Raw genomic sequence first — 14058 nt, 5'->3', positions numbered from 1 at the left:
TTATGCATCATCATGCAAGCTCATTCATAGCCCGGGCCGGATCCGGCACCACCACCCGTCAGACGAAGGCGAGCACGTAGAACACCCAGCACGAGACCGCGGTCAGGGTCATGCCGATCGCCGCGATCGGGGCCCAGCGCCGGTGCCAGGCACTGTGCGCCCCCGGATGCGCCGGCTTTCCGAAGTTCCGCACCGCCCGGACGATCACCACCGGCCACAGCAGCACCGAGAACACGGCGAACACCAGGTGAATCGACAGCGCGGTCCACACCGCAGCGGAGGCCGTGCCTCCGGCCACGCCCGCGGCACGTTCCTCCCAGCCGTTGAATCGGACGTCGATCTCGAAGAGCACCACGGCGACCAGGAGCGCGACACCGAGCCCGAGCTGCACCGACCGGTGCAACGGGAACCGTCGACGCGCCTTGACCTGGTAGACGCTCCACCCCAGGACGGCCACCACGACCGCCATCAGCACGACCATCGCGTCCATGGCCAGCGAGGCCCGAGTTCCGAGGAAGCCGTCGATACCACTGAAGTCGTCCATCCGCGTGCCTGCACCTTCGAGTCGTCGGGGCACGGCAGGCGCCCACGCCGCACCGCGCCGAGCTTTGCCGACACAGTGTCGGCAAAGTCTCGCGGGCACGCTAGCACGGGGCCGAGGCGGCCCAACCACAGCCCGCCGCGGACTACAGGACGGACTCCCTGATCACGTGCTTGGTGAGCTTTCCCGACGGATTGCGGGGCAGTTCGTCGACCACGACCAGCTCCCGCGGAATCTTGTATCGGGCCAGCTTGTCGGCCAGGTAGCCGCGCAGTTCGTCCAGCTCGAGGTTCGCTCCGCCGACGGTCGCCACCACCGCGACCACAGTCTCGCCCCACTGCGGATGCGGCCGCCCGATCACCGCGACGTCGACGATGTCCGCGCGCGGGCGGATGGCCTCCTCGACCTCCTGCGAGTAGACGTTCTCGCCACCGGTGATGATGACGTCCTTCGTCCGGTCGACGATGTACAGGTAGCCGTCCTCGTCGACCCGCGCGACGTCGCCGCTGCGGTACCAACGGCCCTCGAACGCCTCCGCGGTGGCCTGGTCGTTGTCGAGGTAACCGAGCATCCGGGTGTCGCCGGCGAGCCAGATCTCGCCCGTCTCCCCCGACCCGGCGTCGGCACCGTCGGTCCGGACGACACGCAAGTCGACCCCGGGCATGCCACCACGCCCGATCGACCCGGCCTTGGCGATCTGCTCGTGCGGGTAGAGCGCGGTCCCGGTCGGACCCATCTCGCTCATGCCGTACACCTGGTAGAAGTTCTCGGACCGATACGCCTGCTGCAGCTGGCGCGCGACCTCGGCACCGATCGGCGCCCCGCCGTAGGTCCAGCGCCGCATCGTCGAGAAGTCGAAGTCCGCCAGGTCGATGCCCGCCGCCTTCGCCGCCTGCAGCGGGGCCAGGTAGGCGATCGGCGCGCCGAAGAATGCGGTGACCCGCTCGGCGCCGATGATCTCGAGGAACGGCAGCGGGGCGTACTCGCGCATGAGAACGACGGTGCCGCCGAGGAACATCGTGGTCACGAACCAGACGTTGAGCGGGGCCGCGTGCCAGATCGGCATGGCGATCAGCACCCGCTCGTCGCGGTCGAGACCGAGCGTGGTCGAGATGTACGGCGCGACCGTCGTGATCGAGCGGTGCGTGTGCAGGCAGCCCTTCGGCGCGCTGGTGGTGCCCGACGTGTAGAGCACCTGCGCGATCTCGGTCTCGTCGACGTCGATGCCGTCCCACTCGTCGGCCAGGTCGACGAGGGCGTCGAAGTCACGGTCGGCGGCGCCGTCGCCCGCCTCGGTCAGCAACCAGTCGACCTGCGGCGCACCGGCTTCCGCGTTCGCACGCAGGTCCGCGGACACCACGCCGACCTTCGCTCCGCAATGCCCGAGGGTGTACGCGACCTCCGGAGGGGCGAGCTTGTGGTTGACCGGGACCAGAGCCGCGCCGGCCCGCCACGCACCGAACGCCGCGATCGCGAACCCCGGACTGTTGTAGGTCATCACGGCCACCCGGTCGCCACGGGCGACGCCCCGGCCGCGCAGCACCTCGGCCGCCCGCTTCGACGCGGCGAGCAACTCGGCGTAGGTGATCCGCCGGTCCCCGTAGACCAGGGCGTCCTTGTCGGGGAACTTGCGCGCCGTGCTCTCGAGCATCGTGGTCAGGTTCATGGGGTCACTCCTCGGGTGGGGCGGGCGACGAAGCCGGGGGTGGTCGTTGCCGCCGCCGATGATTCGTTCTACAGTCGACTGGCAAGGATTGAATCACGATTCATAGTTTACGGAAAGGGTGCCCCCGGCGATGGCCTACCGACCGACGGAGAAGACCCGGGCCACGCAGGCGCAACGCCGCGCCGCCCTCCTCACCGAGGCGACCGCCCTCGTCGCGACGGGCGGGTTCGCCGCGGCCACGGTCAAGGCGATCGCCGAGAAGAGCGAGGTCAGCGTCGGTTCGGTGTACTCGTACTTCGACGGCAGCAGCGACCTGCTGGCGGCGGTGTTCCGGGCCGGCGCCGATCACGAACTCGCCGCGGTGCGGGCCGCCGTCGACGCCGCCGACGGCGCCGCGAACCGGCTGCGCGCCGTGGTGGAGACGTTCGCGCTGCGCGCCATCAAGGGCCGCCAGCTCGCGTGGTCACTGCTGTTCGAACCGGTGGACCCGCGCATCGACGCCGAGCGCCTGATCTACCGCGCCGACTACCACGCGCTGACCACGGAGATCCTGCGTGAGGGGATGGCGTCGGGGGAATTCCCGCAGCAGCACCTCGAGGTCACCGCGGCCGCCCTCATCGGCGCGATCAGCGAGTCGCTGACCGGTCGCCTGTCCCCCACCCACGCGGTCGCAGCCGACGACGCCGACGACACCCGGACGATCGAGGCGATCCTCCGGTTCTGCCTCCACGGCGTCGGATACGAGCGGGCAGCCACACCCGAAACCCCCAGCAGCCCAGCAACATCGATCGAAGGAACACGCTCATGACGTCCATCGCCCCGTCCGGATTCCGCACCCACGAGGTGTTCAACCAGGCGCCGCCGCGCGTCGACGTCAACGAGTACACCTCGAACGCCCCGCTGGTCGAGGGCGTGGCGCGCTACGACGCCGACTGGGCTCAGCAGGAGCTGACAGAGGTCGGCGCGCTGGTCGGGACCGAGTCGTTCCAGCACGACGCCGAACTCGCGAACACGATCACCCCCGAGTTCCACTCGCACGACAAGTACGGCAATCGGATCGACGAAGTGGAGTTCCATCCCGCGTACCACCGGATCATCGGCGCCGCGGTCGCCCACGGCGCGCACACCTCCGCCTGGGCCGACCCGAAGCCGGGCGCGAACGTCGCGCGCGCCGCGTCGTTCATGATGTTCGCGCAGATCGAGCCCGGCCACTCCTGCCCGATCTCGATGACGCACTCCGTCGTTCCGGCACTGGACTTCTCCCCCGAGCTCGCGGAGCTGTGGCTGCCGCGGCTGTACTCGCGCGGCTACGACGGCCGGCTCGCCGCGCCCGGCGAGAAGCCCGGCGTGCTGTTCGGCATGGCGATGACCGAGAAGCAGGGCGGCTCGGACGTGCGCGCCAACACCACTCGCGCCGTGGAGAACTCGGACGGCACCTGGTCGCTGACCGGGCACAAGTGGTTCTGCTCGGCGCCGATGTCGGACGGCTTCCTCGTCCTCGCGCAGACGGGCCCCGGCCTGTCCTGCTTCCTCGTCCCGAGGGTGCTCGAGGACGGCACCCGCAACGTCTTCCGGATCCAGCGCCTCAAGGACAAGCTCGGCAACAAGTCCAACGCCTCCTCCGAGATCGAACTCGACGGCACCGTCGGCCATCTCCTCGGCGAGCCGGGCCGCGGTGTCCGCACGATCATCGAGATGGTCTCGCGCACCCGCCTCGACTGCGTGTACGGCTCGACCGCGGGCATGCGGCAGTCCGTCGCCGAGGCCCTGTGGCACGTGCGGCACCGCGCGGCGTTCGGCGCGACGCTGATCGACCAGCCCGCGATGACGGCGGTGGCCGCGGACCTCGCGCTCGAGTCGGAGGCCGCGACCGCCACCGCGCTGCGGCTGGCCCGCGCCCACGACGCGGACGCCGACGAGTCCGAGAAGGCGTTCCGCCGGCTCGCGACCGCCGTCGCCAAGTACTGGATCTGCAAGCGCGGGCCGCACCACGCATACGAGTCGCTCGAATGCCTGGGCGGTAACGGCTACACCGAGGCGTTTCCGCTGGCGCGCCGGTACCGGGAGCAGCCGGTGATGGCGGTGTGGGAGGGCTCCGGGAACGTCATCGCCCTCGACGTGCTGCGCGCGATGACCCGCGAGCCGGAGTCGGTCGCGGCCTTCGACGCCGAGCTCGCCGAGGCCCGCGGCGCGTCCGTACTGTTCGACGCGCACCACGACCGCATGCGGGGCGCGCTCGCCGAGCTCGCGACACTCGACCAGGCACAGGCACAGCTGCGGGCACGCGCGGTCGCCGCGTCGATGGCGCTGGGACTGCAGGCGTCGCTGCTGCTGCGCACCGCGCCGTCCGCCGTCGCCGAGGCCTTCCTCGCCGCCCGTCTCGGCGCGGATCGCGACCTCGAGTACGGCTCGCTGCCCGCTGGCACCGACTTCGCCGCCATCCTCGACCGGCACTGATCACCCGCACCGACCGTCCCCGATGTCACAGCGGCACTGTGACATCGAGGACGGTCGACTCTCGGAACTCAGTCGCAGGTCACCTGGCGTTGTCCGGCCGATGCCCGGCATCGGTCGGCGCGAGCACCCCGCGCGGCTTCCGTTGCCCGAAGTTCTCGTTGATGGACACGATGAACATCATCACCACGCCGATCGTCACCACCGCGATCGCGGCGATCACCACCACATATCCGAACACGACACCGATCTCCGACCACACCACGGCACTGCCTCCCGGTTGGTTCGAGCTCCAGTTTGGTTGGTAGGCAACGCTACGCCTCTGTGACCTCATTGACAGCGCGTCCCGCGCGGGGGACCTCATCGACCGTGCGTCCCGCGCGGGGGCCTCGTTGACAGTGCGTCGAGCACGCGCCTAGCGTCGGGTGTCGCCAGCCGTCACGTCCACCGCCGAGGGGTGCGCCCATGCATCGCCGTCACGCAGCCCTCGGGTCTCTCGTGATGACCGCGGTCGTGGTGACGGGCTGTTCGGGATCCTCCACCTCGCCCTCCGAATCCACCCCACCACCGGCACCGCCACCGAGCGCCACGCTCAGGGCGCCCGCCGTCGTGGGCCTGACGGCAATGCCCACCGGCACCGCGACTCTCACCTGGGACTCCAACACCTCGCGAATCAGCGTGCAGATCCAGGCCATCGGCTTCACGCCGCGAAGCAGCCACGCGATGCACCTCCATCCCGGGTCCTGCGCCGACCCGGATCCGGCCCCCTCGATCGCGTTTCCCGATCTCGTCGCCGACGCCCGCGGTGCGGTGCTGCAGACGGTGGTGAGCGGGAAGGCGCCCGCCGGGATTCCGCCCGGTTTCCACCTGAGCATCCACCTCGCGCCGGACCGGCAGCTCGGCGCACCCGACGACGTCGCGGCGACCCGGGTGGCCTGCGCCGACATTCCGTCGGGCACACCCGCCGCAGGCCCGGCGGTCGTGCCGCTGCTGGCGCCCGCACGGCAGCAGAACACTCCCGGCGCCACCGCGACCGTCCGATACGACGCGGCGGCGCACACGGTGCGAACCGAGATCACCGCCAGCGGACTACTACCCGACAGCGCCCACGCCGCCCACATCCACGCGGGTAGCTGCGCCGCGCAGGGCGCCGACGTCTACCCGCTGCCCGACATCCAGTCCGACGGTGCTGGTAACGCGACATCCGCAGCCACGATCACCGGCGTCATGTCCGCACCACCGGCGACCGGCTGGTACGTCGACGTGCACCTGGGCTCGTCGGATCGGATCCGGGGCAGCGACAACTCCCCCGCGCTGCTGTTCGCACCGATCCTGTGCGGTGACATCCGCGCTGGCGGATGACCGACCGAAATCGCTAGCGACCCATCGACTTCCTGATCTCCTCGAGTTTGCGCCGGGCCGCTTCCTGGCGGTCCTCCCACTTCTCCTCCAACGTGCGGCCGGCCTCGGAGTCCGCGTCGAGTTCGGTCGCGCCGGCGGCGGTGCCCGCCCGCTTCTCGATCTTGTCCCGAACCGACTCGAAGGTCGGCACGCCGGACTCGGTGTAGTCGGGCGCGGGTACCGCGGTCGGGCCGGACCCGGCCGCCGGATCGGGCGGGTCGAGCGGGTCGGGTACGACCGTCGCGTCGATCACCTGCTCGTCGGTCTCACCGTGCTGCGACTGTTCGGGGGTGTCGGTCATCGCGCGTCACTCCTTCGGCTGGTGTCCCCAGGCTACGTCCCCGCGACCGGCGTAACCCGCAACGACAGATTCCCCGATGGCGCACCGGTTCGCTCGGGACGAACCGACGTGCCATCGGGGAATCGGAGTTGGTGCGAGTCAGGCGCGCAGCTGCGCTCCGACCGCTGCGGTCGCGGCCGCGACCGCGCTGTCGCGGGCAGCGCTGGCCTCGTCCTCGGTCAGCGTCCGGTCGGCGGCGCGGAAGCGCAGCGCGAACGCCAGCGACTTGTTGCCGGCGCCGACCTGGTCACCCTCGAAGACGTCGAACAGCCGGATGTCCTCGAGCAGTTCCCCACCGCCGCCGCGCAGCGCCGATTCGACGGCGGCGGCGGGCACGGAGGCCTCGACGACGACGGCCACGTCCTGCAGCACCGCCGGGAAGGGCGAAACCCTCGGTGCCGGCAGCGACTCGGCGATCGGCAGAGCAGACAGGTCGAGTTCCACTGCGCAGGTCCGCGCCGGCAGACCCGCCCGCTCGAGCACCGCCGGATGCAGCTCGCCCGCGTGCCCGACCACCACTCCGTCGACCAGCAGTTCGGCGCACCGACCCGGGTGCCACGGCAGGTACTGCGCGGCGCGGCGGTCGAGCACCACGCCTGCGGCCGCGGCGATGGTCTGAGCGGCGGCGAAGGCGTCCGCCGCGTCGACGGCGCGTCCCGCTCCCCACGGCCCGCTCGGCTCGCGCTGCCCGGTCAGGACGGCGCCGACGTGCACCGGCTGGTGCGGCAGCGACCGCAGCAGGTCCTCGATCTGCTCGTCGGTGGGACGACGGTCCACCGGAAGCGCCTGCACCGGCTTGGTGTCCGGGCCCGGCAGGACCACCTGCGCGACGCCGAACAGCGCGAGGTCGCGCTGGCCACGGGAGGTGTTGCGGGACAGGATCTCCAACAGCCCGGGCAGCACGGTGGTGGCCAACTCGGGACGGTCCGACTCGAGCGGGTTGAGCACCCTGCTGGTGTTGCGACGCGGGTCGTCGGCGTCGAGTCCCCAGGAGTCGAACACCCCGGCGGGCAGGAACACCGTCGGCAGCACCTCGACGTAACCGTCGAAGGCGAGCGCCTTGCCGACCGCGCGGCGGCGGCGCTGCTCCGGGGTCAGACCGCGACCGGCGGGCGCGGCGGGCAGCACGGACGGGATCTGCTCGAGGCCCTCCAGTCGCAGCACCTCCTCCACCAGGTCCGCGGGCTGCGTGAGGTCGGGACGCCAGGTCGGAGGCGAGACGACCAACTGGCCGTGGCCGGTCTCGCTGACGGCGACGTCGACGCCGCACCCGATCTGGGTGAGCCGGCGCGCCGCCGTGCCGTTGGGGTAGGTGACGCCCGCGACCCGGTCCGGCAGGTCGATGTCCATCCGGACCGCCTCCGCCGGCGCGACCGATCCGAGGTCGGTCAGCACGGGTTCGACGGTTCCGCCGGTGATCTCGGCGAGCAGGCCGGCGGCGCGCTCCAGCGCGGCCGCGGGCAGGGCCGGGTCGACGACCCGCTCGTAACGCTTGCTCGCCTCGCTGATCAGCTTGTGCCGCCGCGACGTCCGGAACACCGCGAGGGGGTTCCAGATCGCGGCCTCGAGCAGCACGTCGGTGGTCTCGGCACCGACCTCGGTGCTCGCGCCGCCCATCACGCCCGCCAGCGAGATGACGCCGGTGTCGTCGCAGATCACCACGTCCTCGGCGTCGAGAGTGCGCTCGACGTCGTCGAGGGTGGTCAGCTTCTCGCCCGCGCTCGCCCGACGCACCACCAGGCCGCCGGTGACCTTGGCGGCGTCGAATGCGTGCAGCGGCTGACCGAGTTCGAGCATCACGTAGTTGGTGACGTCGACGGCCGGGGAGATCGGTCGCACGCCCGAGAGCAGCAGACGACGCTGCATCCACCACGGCGTGACCGCGGCCGGGTCGACCCCGCTGACCCGCCGCAGCGCGAACCGCGGGCAGCCGGACTCGGGCTGGACCTGCAGCGGCCAGGCCTCCCCGGTCGCCTCGTGCGCGGGCAGGACCGCCGGGTCCGCGAACTCGAGATCGAAGCCGCAGGCCAGCTCGCGGGTGAGGCCACGAACGGAGAAGCAGTAACCGCGATCGGGCGTGATGTTCAGCTCGATGATGGTGTCGCCGAGGCCGAGCAGTTCGTTCGCGTCGGTACCGGGCGCCGCGGTACCCGGCTCGAGCACCAGGATGCCGGAATGGTCCTTGCCGATTCCCAGCTCGGCGACCGAGCAGATCATGCCGTCGGACACCTGGCCGTAGGTCTTGCGCGCGGCGATCTTGAAGTCACCGGGCAGCACCGCGCCGGGCAGGGCCGCGACGACGAGGTCACCTTCGGCGAAGTTCCGTGCGCCGCAGACGATCCCGCGGGGCTCGGGCTCCCCCACGTCCACCTTGCACATGCGGATCGGCTTCTTGAACTCGGTGAGTTCCGTGATCTCCACGACCTTGCCGACCACCAGGGGTCCGGGCACGGTGTGCAGGACGTCCACCTCTTCGACCTCGAGACCGACCCGGACGAAGCCGGCGTCCAGTTCCTCGGCGCTCACCTGCCATTCCGGGGTGGCCCGCTGCAGGATCTCGGTCAGCCACGATTGCGCTACTCGCACGTCTTCTCAGCTCTCTCGCTCTGAATCTTCTGCCTGTGACCTACGCCTGCACACCGAAGGGCTGCGTGAATCGCACGTCGCCCTCGACGATGTCGCGCATGTCCGGGATGCCGTTGCGGAACTGCAGGGTTCGCTCGAGGCCCATGCCGAAGGCGAACCCGGTGTACTCGTCGGGGTCGATTCCGCAGGCGCGCAACACGTTCGGGTTCACCATGCCGCAGCCGCCCCACTCGACCCAGCCGGCGCCGCCCTTCTTGCCGGGGAACCACACGTCGACCTCCGCGGAGGGCTCGGTGAACGGGAAGTAGTTGGGCCGCATCCGGGTCCGCGTATCGGGGCCGAACAGGGCGCGCGCGAAGGCGTCCAACGTGCCGCGCAGGTTCGCCATCGTCAGGCCCTTGTCCACCGCCAGCCCCTCCACCTGCGAGAAGACCGGGGTGTGGGTGGCGTCGAGCTCGTCGGTGCGGAAGGTACGACCCGGGCACACCACGTAGATCGGGACCTCGCGCGAGAGCATCGTGCGCACCTGCACCGGCGAGGTGTGCGTGCGCAGCACCTGCCGCGAGCCCTCCGGCGCGATGTGGAAGGTGTCCTGCATGGTCCGCGCAGGGTGGTCGGGCAGGAAGTTCAGCGCGTCGAAGTTGAAGTGCTCGGTCTCGACCTCCGGGCCCTCGGCCACCTCCCACCCCATCGCCACGAACACGTCGGCGACCTGGTCGGAGATGATCGTGATCGGATGCCGGGCGCCGACCGGACGACGGCCAACGGGCAGCGTCACGTCGATGGACTCGGCGACGAGCACCGCCGCGTCGCGCTCGGCGAGCAGCACCTCCCGCCGGGCGTCGAACGCCGTGGTGGCCCGCGTGCGCGCGGCGTTCACCCGCTTGCCGGCGTCGGCCTTCTCCTTGCCGGGCAGCGACCCGAGCGCGCGCCGGACCAACGAGAGCGGGGCCTTGTCACCGAGGTGGTCGGTCTTCGCCCTCGCCAGCGCGTCCAGGTCCGCAGCGGCCGCGAACGCCTGCTCGGCCAGGCCCGCCGCGGTCGCGAGCGCCTCCTCGGTGAGTGCCTCGGCGTCGATGGTCGCTGAACTGTCACCCTCGTTCTTTGCCACGGCTGGTGAAACTCCTCGTCGGTGGTCGGTCGTCGCGTTCGCAACGAATTCTAGGTTGTCGGTCCCGGACGTCGGTGCTGCACCCGCGCGCTGGCATACAGACAGATCGCGGCGGCGGTCGCCAGGTTCAGGCTCTCCGCGCGGCCGTGGATGGGAATGCGGACCCGGTGGTCGGCACGCTCCGCGATCGCCGGATCCAGCCCGTGTGCCTCGTTTCCGAACAGCCAGGCGGTCGGCCGGGCCAGCAGTTCGTCGGCGTCGTCCAGGTCGACCTCGCCGTCCGCGGCGGTCGCGAGCACCTGAACACCGGCCGCGGCGATCCGTTCGAGCACCAGGTCGACGTCTCGCTCGCGGGCGATCGGCAGATGGAACAGGCTGCCCGCCGATGCGCGCACGCACTTGCCGTTGTGCGGGTCGACGCTGTCGCCCGCGAGGATCGCGGCGTCCGCGCCGACCGCGTCCGCGACCCGGATCACCGTGCCGGCGTTGCCGGGCTCGGACACCGACACCGGCACCGCCAGCAGGCGCGGGCGCGACGCGGAGCCGGTGGCGTCGTCGGGTGTCGCACCACCGAGCGCCACCGCGAGCGGGACGTCGAGCAGCCCGCACACCGCGATCAGTCCGGGCGGGGTGACGGTGTCGCCGAGCGCCTTCGCCGCGCGCTCGGTGATCGGCGAGACCCGGACGCCCGAGGACAGCGCGCGGTCGACGAGGTCCTCGTGCCTGTCCGCGGCGACCTCGGTGACGAAGAGTTCCAGGGCGCGGCCGGTGGCCAGTGCCTCGGTCACCGAGTTCGAGCCCTCGGCCAGGAATCGGCCGGTCTTGCGTCGCTCCGCGCCACGCAACAGCTTGACAGCAGAAACGACCCGTGGCGTCCGCTCTGTGAACGGGTCCACGGGTCGTTCCTGGAACAGCTTGCTCAGGCCGCGTCCCCGGCAGGAGCGTTCACGTCGGCCGGCAGCGCGGCCTTCGCGACGGCAACCAGGCCGGCGAAAGCCTCGGCGTCGGAAACGGCGAGCTCGGCGAGGATCTTGCGGTCGACCTCGACGCCCGCCAGGTTCAGGCCCTGGATGAAGCGGTTGTAGGTCATGTCGTTCGCACGCGCGGCGGCGTTGATGCGCGAGATCCACAGCTTGCGGAAGTCACCCTTGCGCGCGCGGCGGTCACGGTAGGCGTAGGTCAGCGAGTGGAGCTGCTGCTCCTTGGCCTTGCGGTACAGCCGCGAGCGCTGTCCGCGGTAGCCGCTGGACGCCTCGAGGATAGAACGGCGCTTCTTCTGGGCGTTGACCGCCCTTTTTACGCGTGCCACTGGGAAATCCTGTCGATCTCGGGGTGCTCCGGGCACCCCTGGTTGGTCAAATAGTGCAGGTCAACGAATCAGATGCCGAGCAGGCGCTTGATGCGGGGAACGTCCGACTTGGCGACGACGGCGACACCGTCGAGGCGGCGGGTCACCTTCGTGGCCTTGTGCTCGAGCAGGTGGCGACGGCCGGCCTTCTGGCGCAGGATCTTCCCGCTGCCGGACACCTTGAATCGCTTCGCGGTGCCGCTGTGCGTCTTCATCTTGGGCATGGAGTCCTCAGTTCTGTGTTTCTTCGGTACTGCGTTCGGTCGAGACGGTCTTGCTAGCTGGTCGGCGCCTGGGGCGCGTCTCCCTCGGCCGGAGCCGGCGCTGCGGGCGCCTCCGGGGCGGGCGCCGAGGCGGGCCTCGGAACCTGGGGCACCGGTGCCTGCGCGCTCTCCTGCGCCTTGACTCGGGTCTTCGCGCCCTTGTGCGGGGCGAGGACCATCGTCATGTTGCGGCCGTCCTGCTTCGCCGAGGTCTCGATGAAGCCGAGGTCGGCCACATCGGCACCGAGGCGCTGCAACAGACGGAAGCCCAGCTCGGGGCGCGACTGCTCACGTCCGCGGAACATGATCGTGACCTTGACCTTGGACCCGGCCTCGAGGAAGCGAACGACGTTGCGCTTCTTGGTCTCGTAGTCGTGGTCGTCGATCTTCGGCCGGAGCTTCTGCTCCTTGATGACGGTCAACTGCTGGTTCTTGCGCGATTCGCGCGCCTTCTGCGCGGCCTCGTACTTGAACTTGCCGTAGTCCATGATCTTGCACACCGGCGGACGGGCGTCGGGCGCCACCTCGACCAGGTCGAGATCGGCCTCGAGGGCCAAGCGGAGTGCATCTTCAACACGCACGATCCCCACCTGCTCGCCACCGGGTCCGACAAGTCGGACCTCGGGCACGCGGATGCGGTCGTTGATGCGGGTCTCAGTGCTGATGGGGCCTCCTAGGTAGAGCGGCGTGGTCTTCCTGACCGCCGGCAGCCCGCCTGCCCTCGTACCCCAACAAAAGAACCCCGCCGGTGAGTCACCATGCGGGGTCCGATGTCGACCGATCCGACATCCGTCGCGATACGGCCTCACGAGACCCGTCACAACGAACATCCCCTCGCTTCGGAGGGAACCGGGCGGTCATGCGAACATGACACCTGACCCGGCGACCGGAACCGTTGACCAGCGCATTTACTGCGCCGAACAGCGGTGGGAGTCGGACTCCACTTGCTGCCCCCAACGTCGTCGGGGGCGGTCGTCTGTGGAAGTCTAGCAGCCATGACAGAGGAACCACACACGGGTGACATTCGCGAGCTGGCCGAGGTGCCCGCGGTCGAGGTCATCAGTCGCGCCGCGGTGATGCTGATGAGCTCCGCGGCCGAGAAGCTCGGGCTGTCCGATCCGAACCCCGACGAGAGCCCCCACCTGGACCTCGACGAGGCCCGCCGGGTGATCACCGCCCTCGCCGGCCTGGTCACCGCGTCCGTCGAGTACCTGGGTCCGCACGCCGGACCGATCCGCGAGGGCCTGCAGGCGCTCCAGCGCGCGTTCCGCGAGGCCTCGGCCTACCCGGACGAGCCGGGCAAGGGCCCGGGCGAGAAGTACACCGGCCCCGTCCACTGACCCCGACGCCACACACCGCCCAGCGCAGCGGGAAATCCGTCGACCTCGACGCCATACTGGCCGGATGGCGACAAAGACTCAGCCGACCGGCGACAGCGTCGACGGGTTCCTCGCGGCACTGGCAGACGACACCAAACGCGCCGACAGCGAACGCCTGATCGAGATGATGCGGGCCGCAACGGGTGAACCCCCGATCCTCTGGGGATCGAGCATCATCGGCTTCGGCAACCGGCATTACCGATACGCGAGCGGACACGAGGGCAACACCGCCCTGATCGGATTCTCCCCGCGCGCGGCCGCAGTGACCCTCTACCTGAGCCTGAACTTCGAGGACCACTCGGACGCCCTCGCTCGGCTCGGCAAGCACCGACTCGGCCGCGGCTGCCTGTACGTCAAGCGCCTCTCGGACGTCGACGAGAGCGTGCTGAAGTCCCTGATAGGCAGCTCGGTCGCGGCGGCGAGGGCGATGTCGGCACCCGACTGACCGCGGGGCACCATCACGCCCGCCGCCCGAGACGCCCGGCAGCCGGCCTCGCGGACCACCCCGACAGAATTCGCGCTGTGATTCACATCACCGGCGATCGCGAAAATCGCCTCGCGAATACTGGACGTCCAACCTGACCGCTCGTGTACAAAGGCGGATGCAGTGATTGGCACCACACCGTGATCGAGACCCGGGGTGCAGCGCGGGGATCGTGTGACGGGGAAGTCGCTGCGATCGGGGGATCAATTCGTCCTGCCGCCGTCGGACACTCGCCTACCAGCGAGGGCGTGGCCACAGATCGATTCCGTCTTCCGGCCACGGGTGCGCCTCGGCGCTCCGGACTGCCACACACATCAACAATCAAGGAGACTCACATGCCAAGTCCCGGCGACATCAACAGCCTGTTCGCGAGCATTGCGAACATCATCAACTCCATGATCGGCAGCGGCTCGACCCTCCCCGGCGCGGACCCGGGCACGGGCGGCACCACGACCACCGCCTGATCGTCGACAACGAGGGGCCCT

16 protein-coding genes are annotated in these 14058 nt (G+C 70.2%); 6 read left to right on the top strand and 10 right to left on the bottom strand.

The features are described 5' to 3' along the window. Positions 1-58: 58 nt before the first annotated feature. Entirely contained in the window at positions 59-544 is a 486-nt protein-coding gene (locus ACFXGJ_RS14740) for a DUF420 domain-containing protein (RefSeq protein ID WP_378620999.1), read from the bottom strand. Positions 545-686: 142 nt separating this feature from the next. Next, positions 687-2207 (bottom strand): class I adenylate-forming enzyme family protein, encoded by a 1521-nt coding sequence (locus ACFXGJ_RS14735; RefSeq protein ID WP_378620996.1) that lies wholly within the window; start codon positions 2205-2207, stop codon positions 687-689. Between the two features lie 130 nt (positions 2208-2337). Between ACFXGJ_RS14735 and ACFXGJ_RS14730 the strand changes: the two genes are divergently transcribed. Both ACFXGJ_RS14730 and ACFXGJ_RS14725 read left to right on the top strand, forming a co-directional pair. Further along, positions 2338-3015, top strand: a complete 678-nt coding sequence (locus tag ACFXGJ_RS14730; RefSeq protein ID WP_378620993.1) for a TetR/AcrR family transcriptional regulator — start codon at positions 2338-2340, stop codon at positions 3013-3015. Next, a complete protein-coding gene (locus tag ACFXGJ_RS14725) occupies positions 3012-4664 on the top strand; it encodes an acyl-CoA dehydrogenase family protein (RefSeq protein ID WP_378620990.1) in 1653 nt (550 codons plus the stop codon). Before ACFXGJ_RS14730 ends, ACFXGJ_RS14725 begins: the two co-directional genes overlap by 4 nt. Positions 4665-4743: 79 nt before the next feature. Here ACFXGJ_RS14725 and ACFXGJ_RS14720 read toward each other — a convergent pair whose 3' ends face one another. Beyond that, positions 4744-4926, bottom strand: a complete 183-nt coding sequence (locus ACFXGJ_RS14720; protein ID WP_378620984.1) for a hypothetical protein — start codon at positions 4924-4926, stop codon at positions 4744-4746. Positions 4927-5126: 200 nt separating this feature from the next. Here ACFXGJ_RS14720 and ACFXGJ_RS14715 point away from each other — a divergent pair, with 200 nt between their 5' ends. Beyond that, entirely contained in the window at positions 5127-6023 is an 897-nt protein-coding gene (locus tag ACFXGJ_RS14715; RefSeq protein WP_378620982.1) for a CHRD domain-containing protein, read from the top strand. 13 nt (positions 6024-6036) lie between these two features. On the opposite strand, the gene ACFXGJ_RS14710 is transcribed toward ACFXGJ_RS14715, so the two are convergent. From ACFXGJ_RS14710 to infC, 7 genes are all read right to left on the bottom strand, one after another. Continuing rightward, positions 6037-6363: a PspA domain-containing protein gene (locus tag ACFXGJ_RS14710; protein WP_378620980.1), complete on the bottom strand. Its 327-nt coding sequence runs from the start codon at positions 6361-6363 to the stop codon at positions 6037-6039. Positions 6364-6501: 138 nt separating this feature from the next. Next, entirely contained in the window at positions 6502-8988 is a 2487-nt protein-coding gene (pheT, locus tag ACFXGJ_RS14705) for a phenylalanine--tRNA ligase subunit beta (protein WP_378620978.1), read from the bottom strand. Between the two features lie 40 nt (positions 8989-9028). Further along, positions 9029-10099 (bottom strand): phenylalanine--tRNA ligase subunit alpha, encoded by a 1071-nt coding sequence (gene pheS / locus ACFXGJ_RS14700; protein WP_378620976.1) that lies wholly within the window; start codon positions 10097-10099, stop codon positions 9029-9031. 50 nt (positions 10100-10149) lie between these two features. Continuing rightward, complete coding sequence (locus ACFXGJ_RS14695; RefSeq protein ID WP_378620974.1) at positions 10150-10995, bottom strand: TrmH family RNA methyltransferase; 846 nt, start codon at positions 10993-10995, stop codon at positions 10150-10152. 23 nt (positions 10996-11018) lie between these two features. Continuing rightward, positions 11019-11408, bottom strand: coding sequence for a 50S ribosomal protein L20 (rplT, locus tag ACFXGJ_RS14690; protein ID WP_142103174.1), 390 nt, complete (start codon positions 11406-11408; stop codon positions 11019-11021). A 68-nt stretch (positions 11409-11476) separates the two neighbouring features. Further along, positions 11477-11671, bottom strand: coding sequence for a 50S ribosomal protein L35 (gene rpmI / locus ACFXGJ_RS14685; protein ID WP_142103171.1), 195 nt, complete (start codon positions 11669-11671; stop codon positions 11477-11479). Positions 11672-11724: 53 nt separating this feature from the next. Further along, positions 11725-12420 carry a translation initiation factor IF-3 gene (infC, locus tag ACFXGJ_RS14680; protein ID WP_378621038.1) on the bottom strand — a complete coding sequence of 232 codons (696 nt, stop codon included), beginning with the start codon at positions 12418-12420 and terminating at the stop codon, positions 11725-11727. A gap of 285 nt (positions 12421-12705) precedes the next feature. On the opposite strand from infC, the gene ACFXGJ_RS14675 reads away from it, so the two are divergent. The 3 genes from ACFXGJ_RS14675 (at position 12706) to ACFXGJ_RS14665 (ending at position 14037) form a co-directional block, all read left to right on the top strand. Then, positions 12706-13050 carry a DUF1844 domain-containing protein gene (locus ACFXGJ_RS14675; RefSeq protein ID WP_378620972.1) on the top strand — a complete coding sequence of 115 codons (345 nt, stop codon included), beginning with the start codon at positions 12706-12708 and terminating at the stop codon, positions 13048-13050. 64 nt (positions 13051-13114) lie between these two features. Further along, positions 13115-13534: a DUF1801 domain-containing protein gene (locus ACFXGJ_RS14670; protein ID WP_378620970.1), complete on the top strand. Its 420-nt coding sequence runs from the start codon at positions 13115-13117 to the stop codon at positions 13532-13534. Between the two features lie 374 nt (positions 13535-13908). Further along, complete coding sequence (locus ACFXGJ_RS14665) at positions 13909-14037, top strand: hypothetical protein (RefSeq protein WP_378620968.1); 129 nt, start codon at positions 13909-13911, stop codon at positions 14035-14037. Positions 14038-14058: the final 21 nt, after the last annotated feature.

Source organism: Rhodococcus sp. NPDC059234 (genome assembly GCF_042754225.1).
Lineage (GTDB): Bacteria > Actinomycetota > Actinomycetes > Mycobacteriales > Mycobacteriaceae > Rhodococcus_G.
Note: the sequence above shows the minus strand (reverse complement) of the source record. Positions and strands in the feature narration are given on the sequence as shown.

Excerpts from the sequence above, each read along its gene's own strand:
- ACFXGJ_RS14675 (WP_378620972.1), top strand. The coding sequence starts at position 12,706 with ATGACAGAGGAACCACACACGGGTGACATTCGCGAGCTGGCCGAGGTG.
- ACFXGJ_RS14670 (WP_378620970.1), top strand. The coding sequence starts at position 13,115 with ATGGCGACAAAGACTCAGCCGACCGGCGACAGCGTCGACGGGTTCCTC.
- rpmI (WP_142103171.1), bottom strand. The coding sequence starts at position 11,671 with ATGCCCAAGATGAAGACGCACAGCGGCACCGCGAAGCGATTCAAGGTG.
- ACFXGJ_RS14665 (WP_378620968.1), top strand. The coding sequence starts at position 13,909 with ATGCCAAGTCCCGGCGACATCAACAGCCTGTTCGCGAGCATTGCGAAC.
- ACFXGJ_RS14740 (WP_378620999.1), bottom strand. The coding sequence starts at position 544 with ATGGACGACTTCAGTGGTATCGACGGCTTCCTCGGAACTCGGGCCTCG.
- ACFXGJ_RS14730 (WP_378620993.1), top strand. The coding sequence starts at position 2,338 with ATGGCCTACCGACCGACGGAGAAGACCCGGGCCACGCAGGCGCAACGC.
- ACFXGJ_RS14725 (WP_378620990.1), top strand. The coding sequence starts at position 3,012 with ATGACGTCCATCGCCCCGTCCGGATTCCGCACCCACGAGGTGTTCAAC.
- ACFXGJ_RS14710 (WP_378620980.1), bottom strand. The coding sequence starts at position 6,363 with ATGACCGACACCCCCGAACAGTCGCAGCACGGTGAGACCGACGAGCAG.
- ACFXGJ_RS14715 (WP_378620982.1), top strand. The coding sequence starts at position 5,127 with ATGCATCGCCGTCACGCAGCCCTCGGGTCTCTCGTGATGACCGCGGTC.
- ACFXGJ_RS14735 (WP_378620996.1), bottom strand. The coding sequence starts at position 2,207 with ATGAACCTGACCACGATGCTCGAGAGCACGGCGCGCAAGTTCCCCGAC.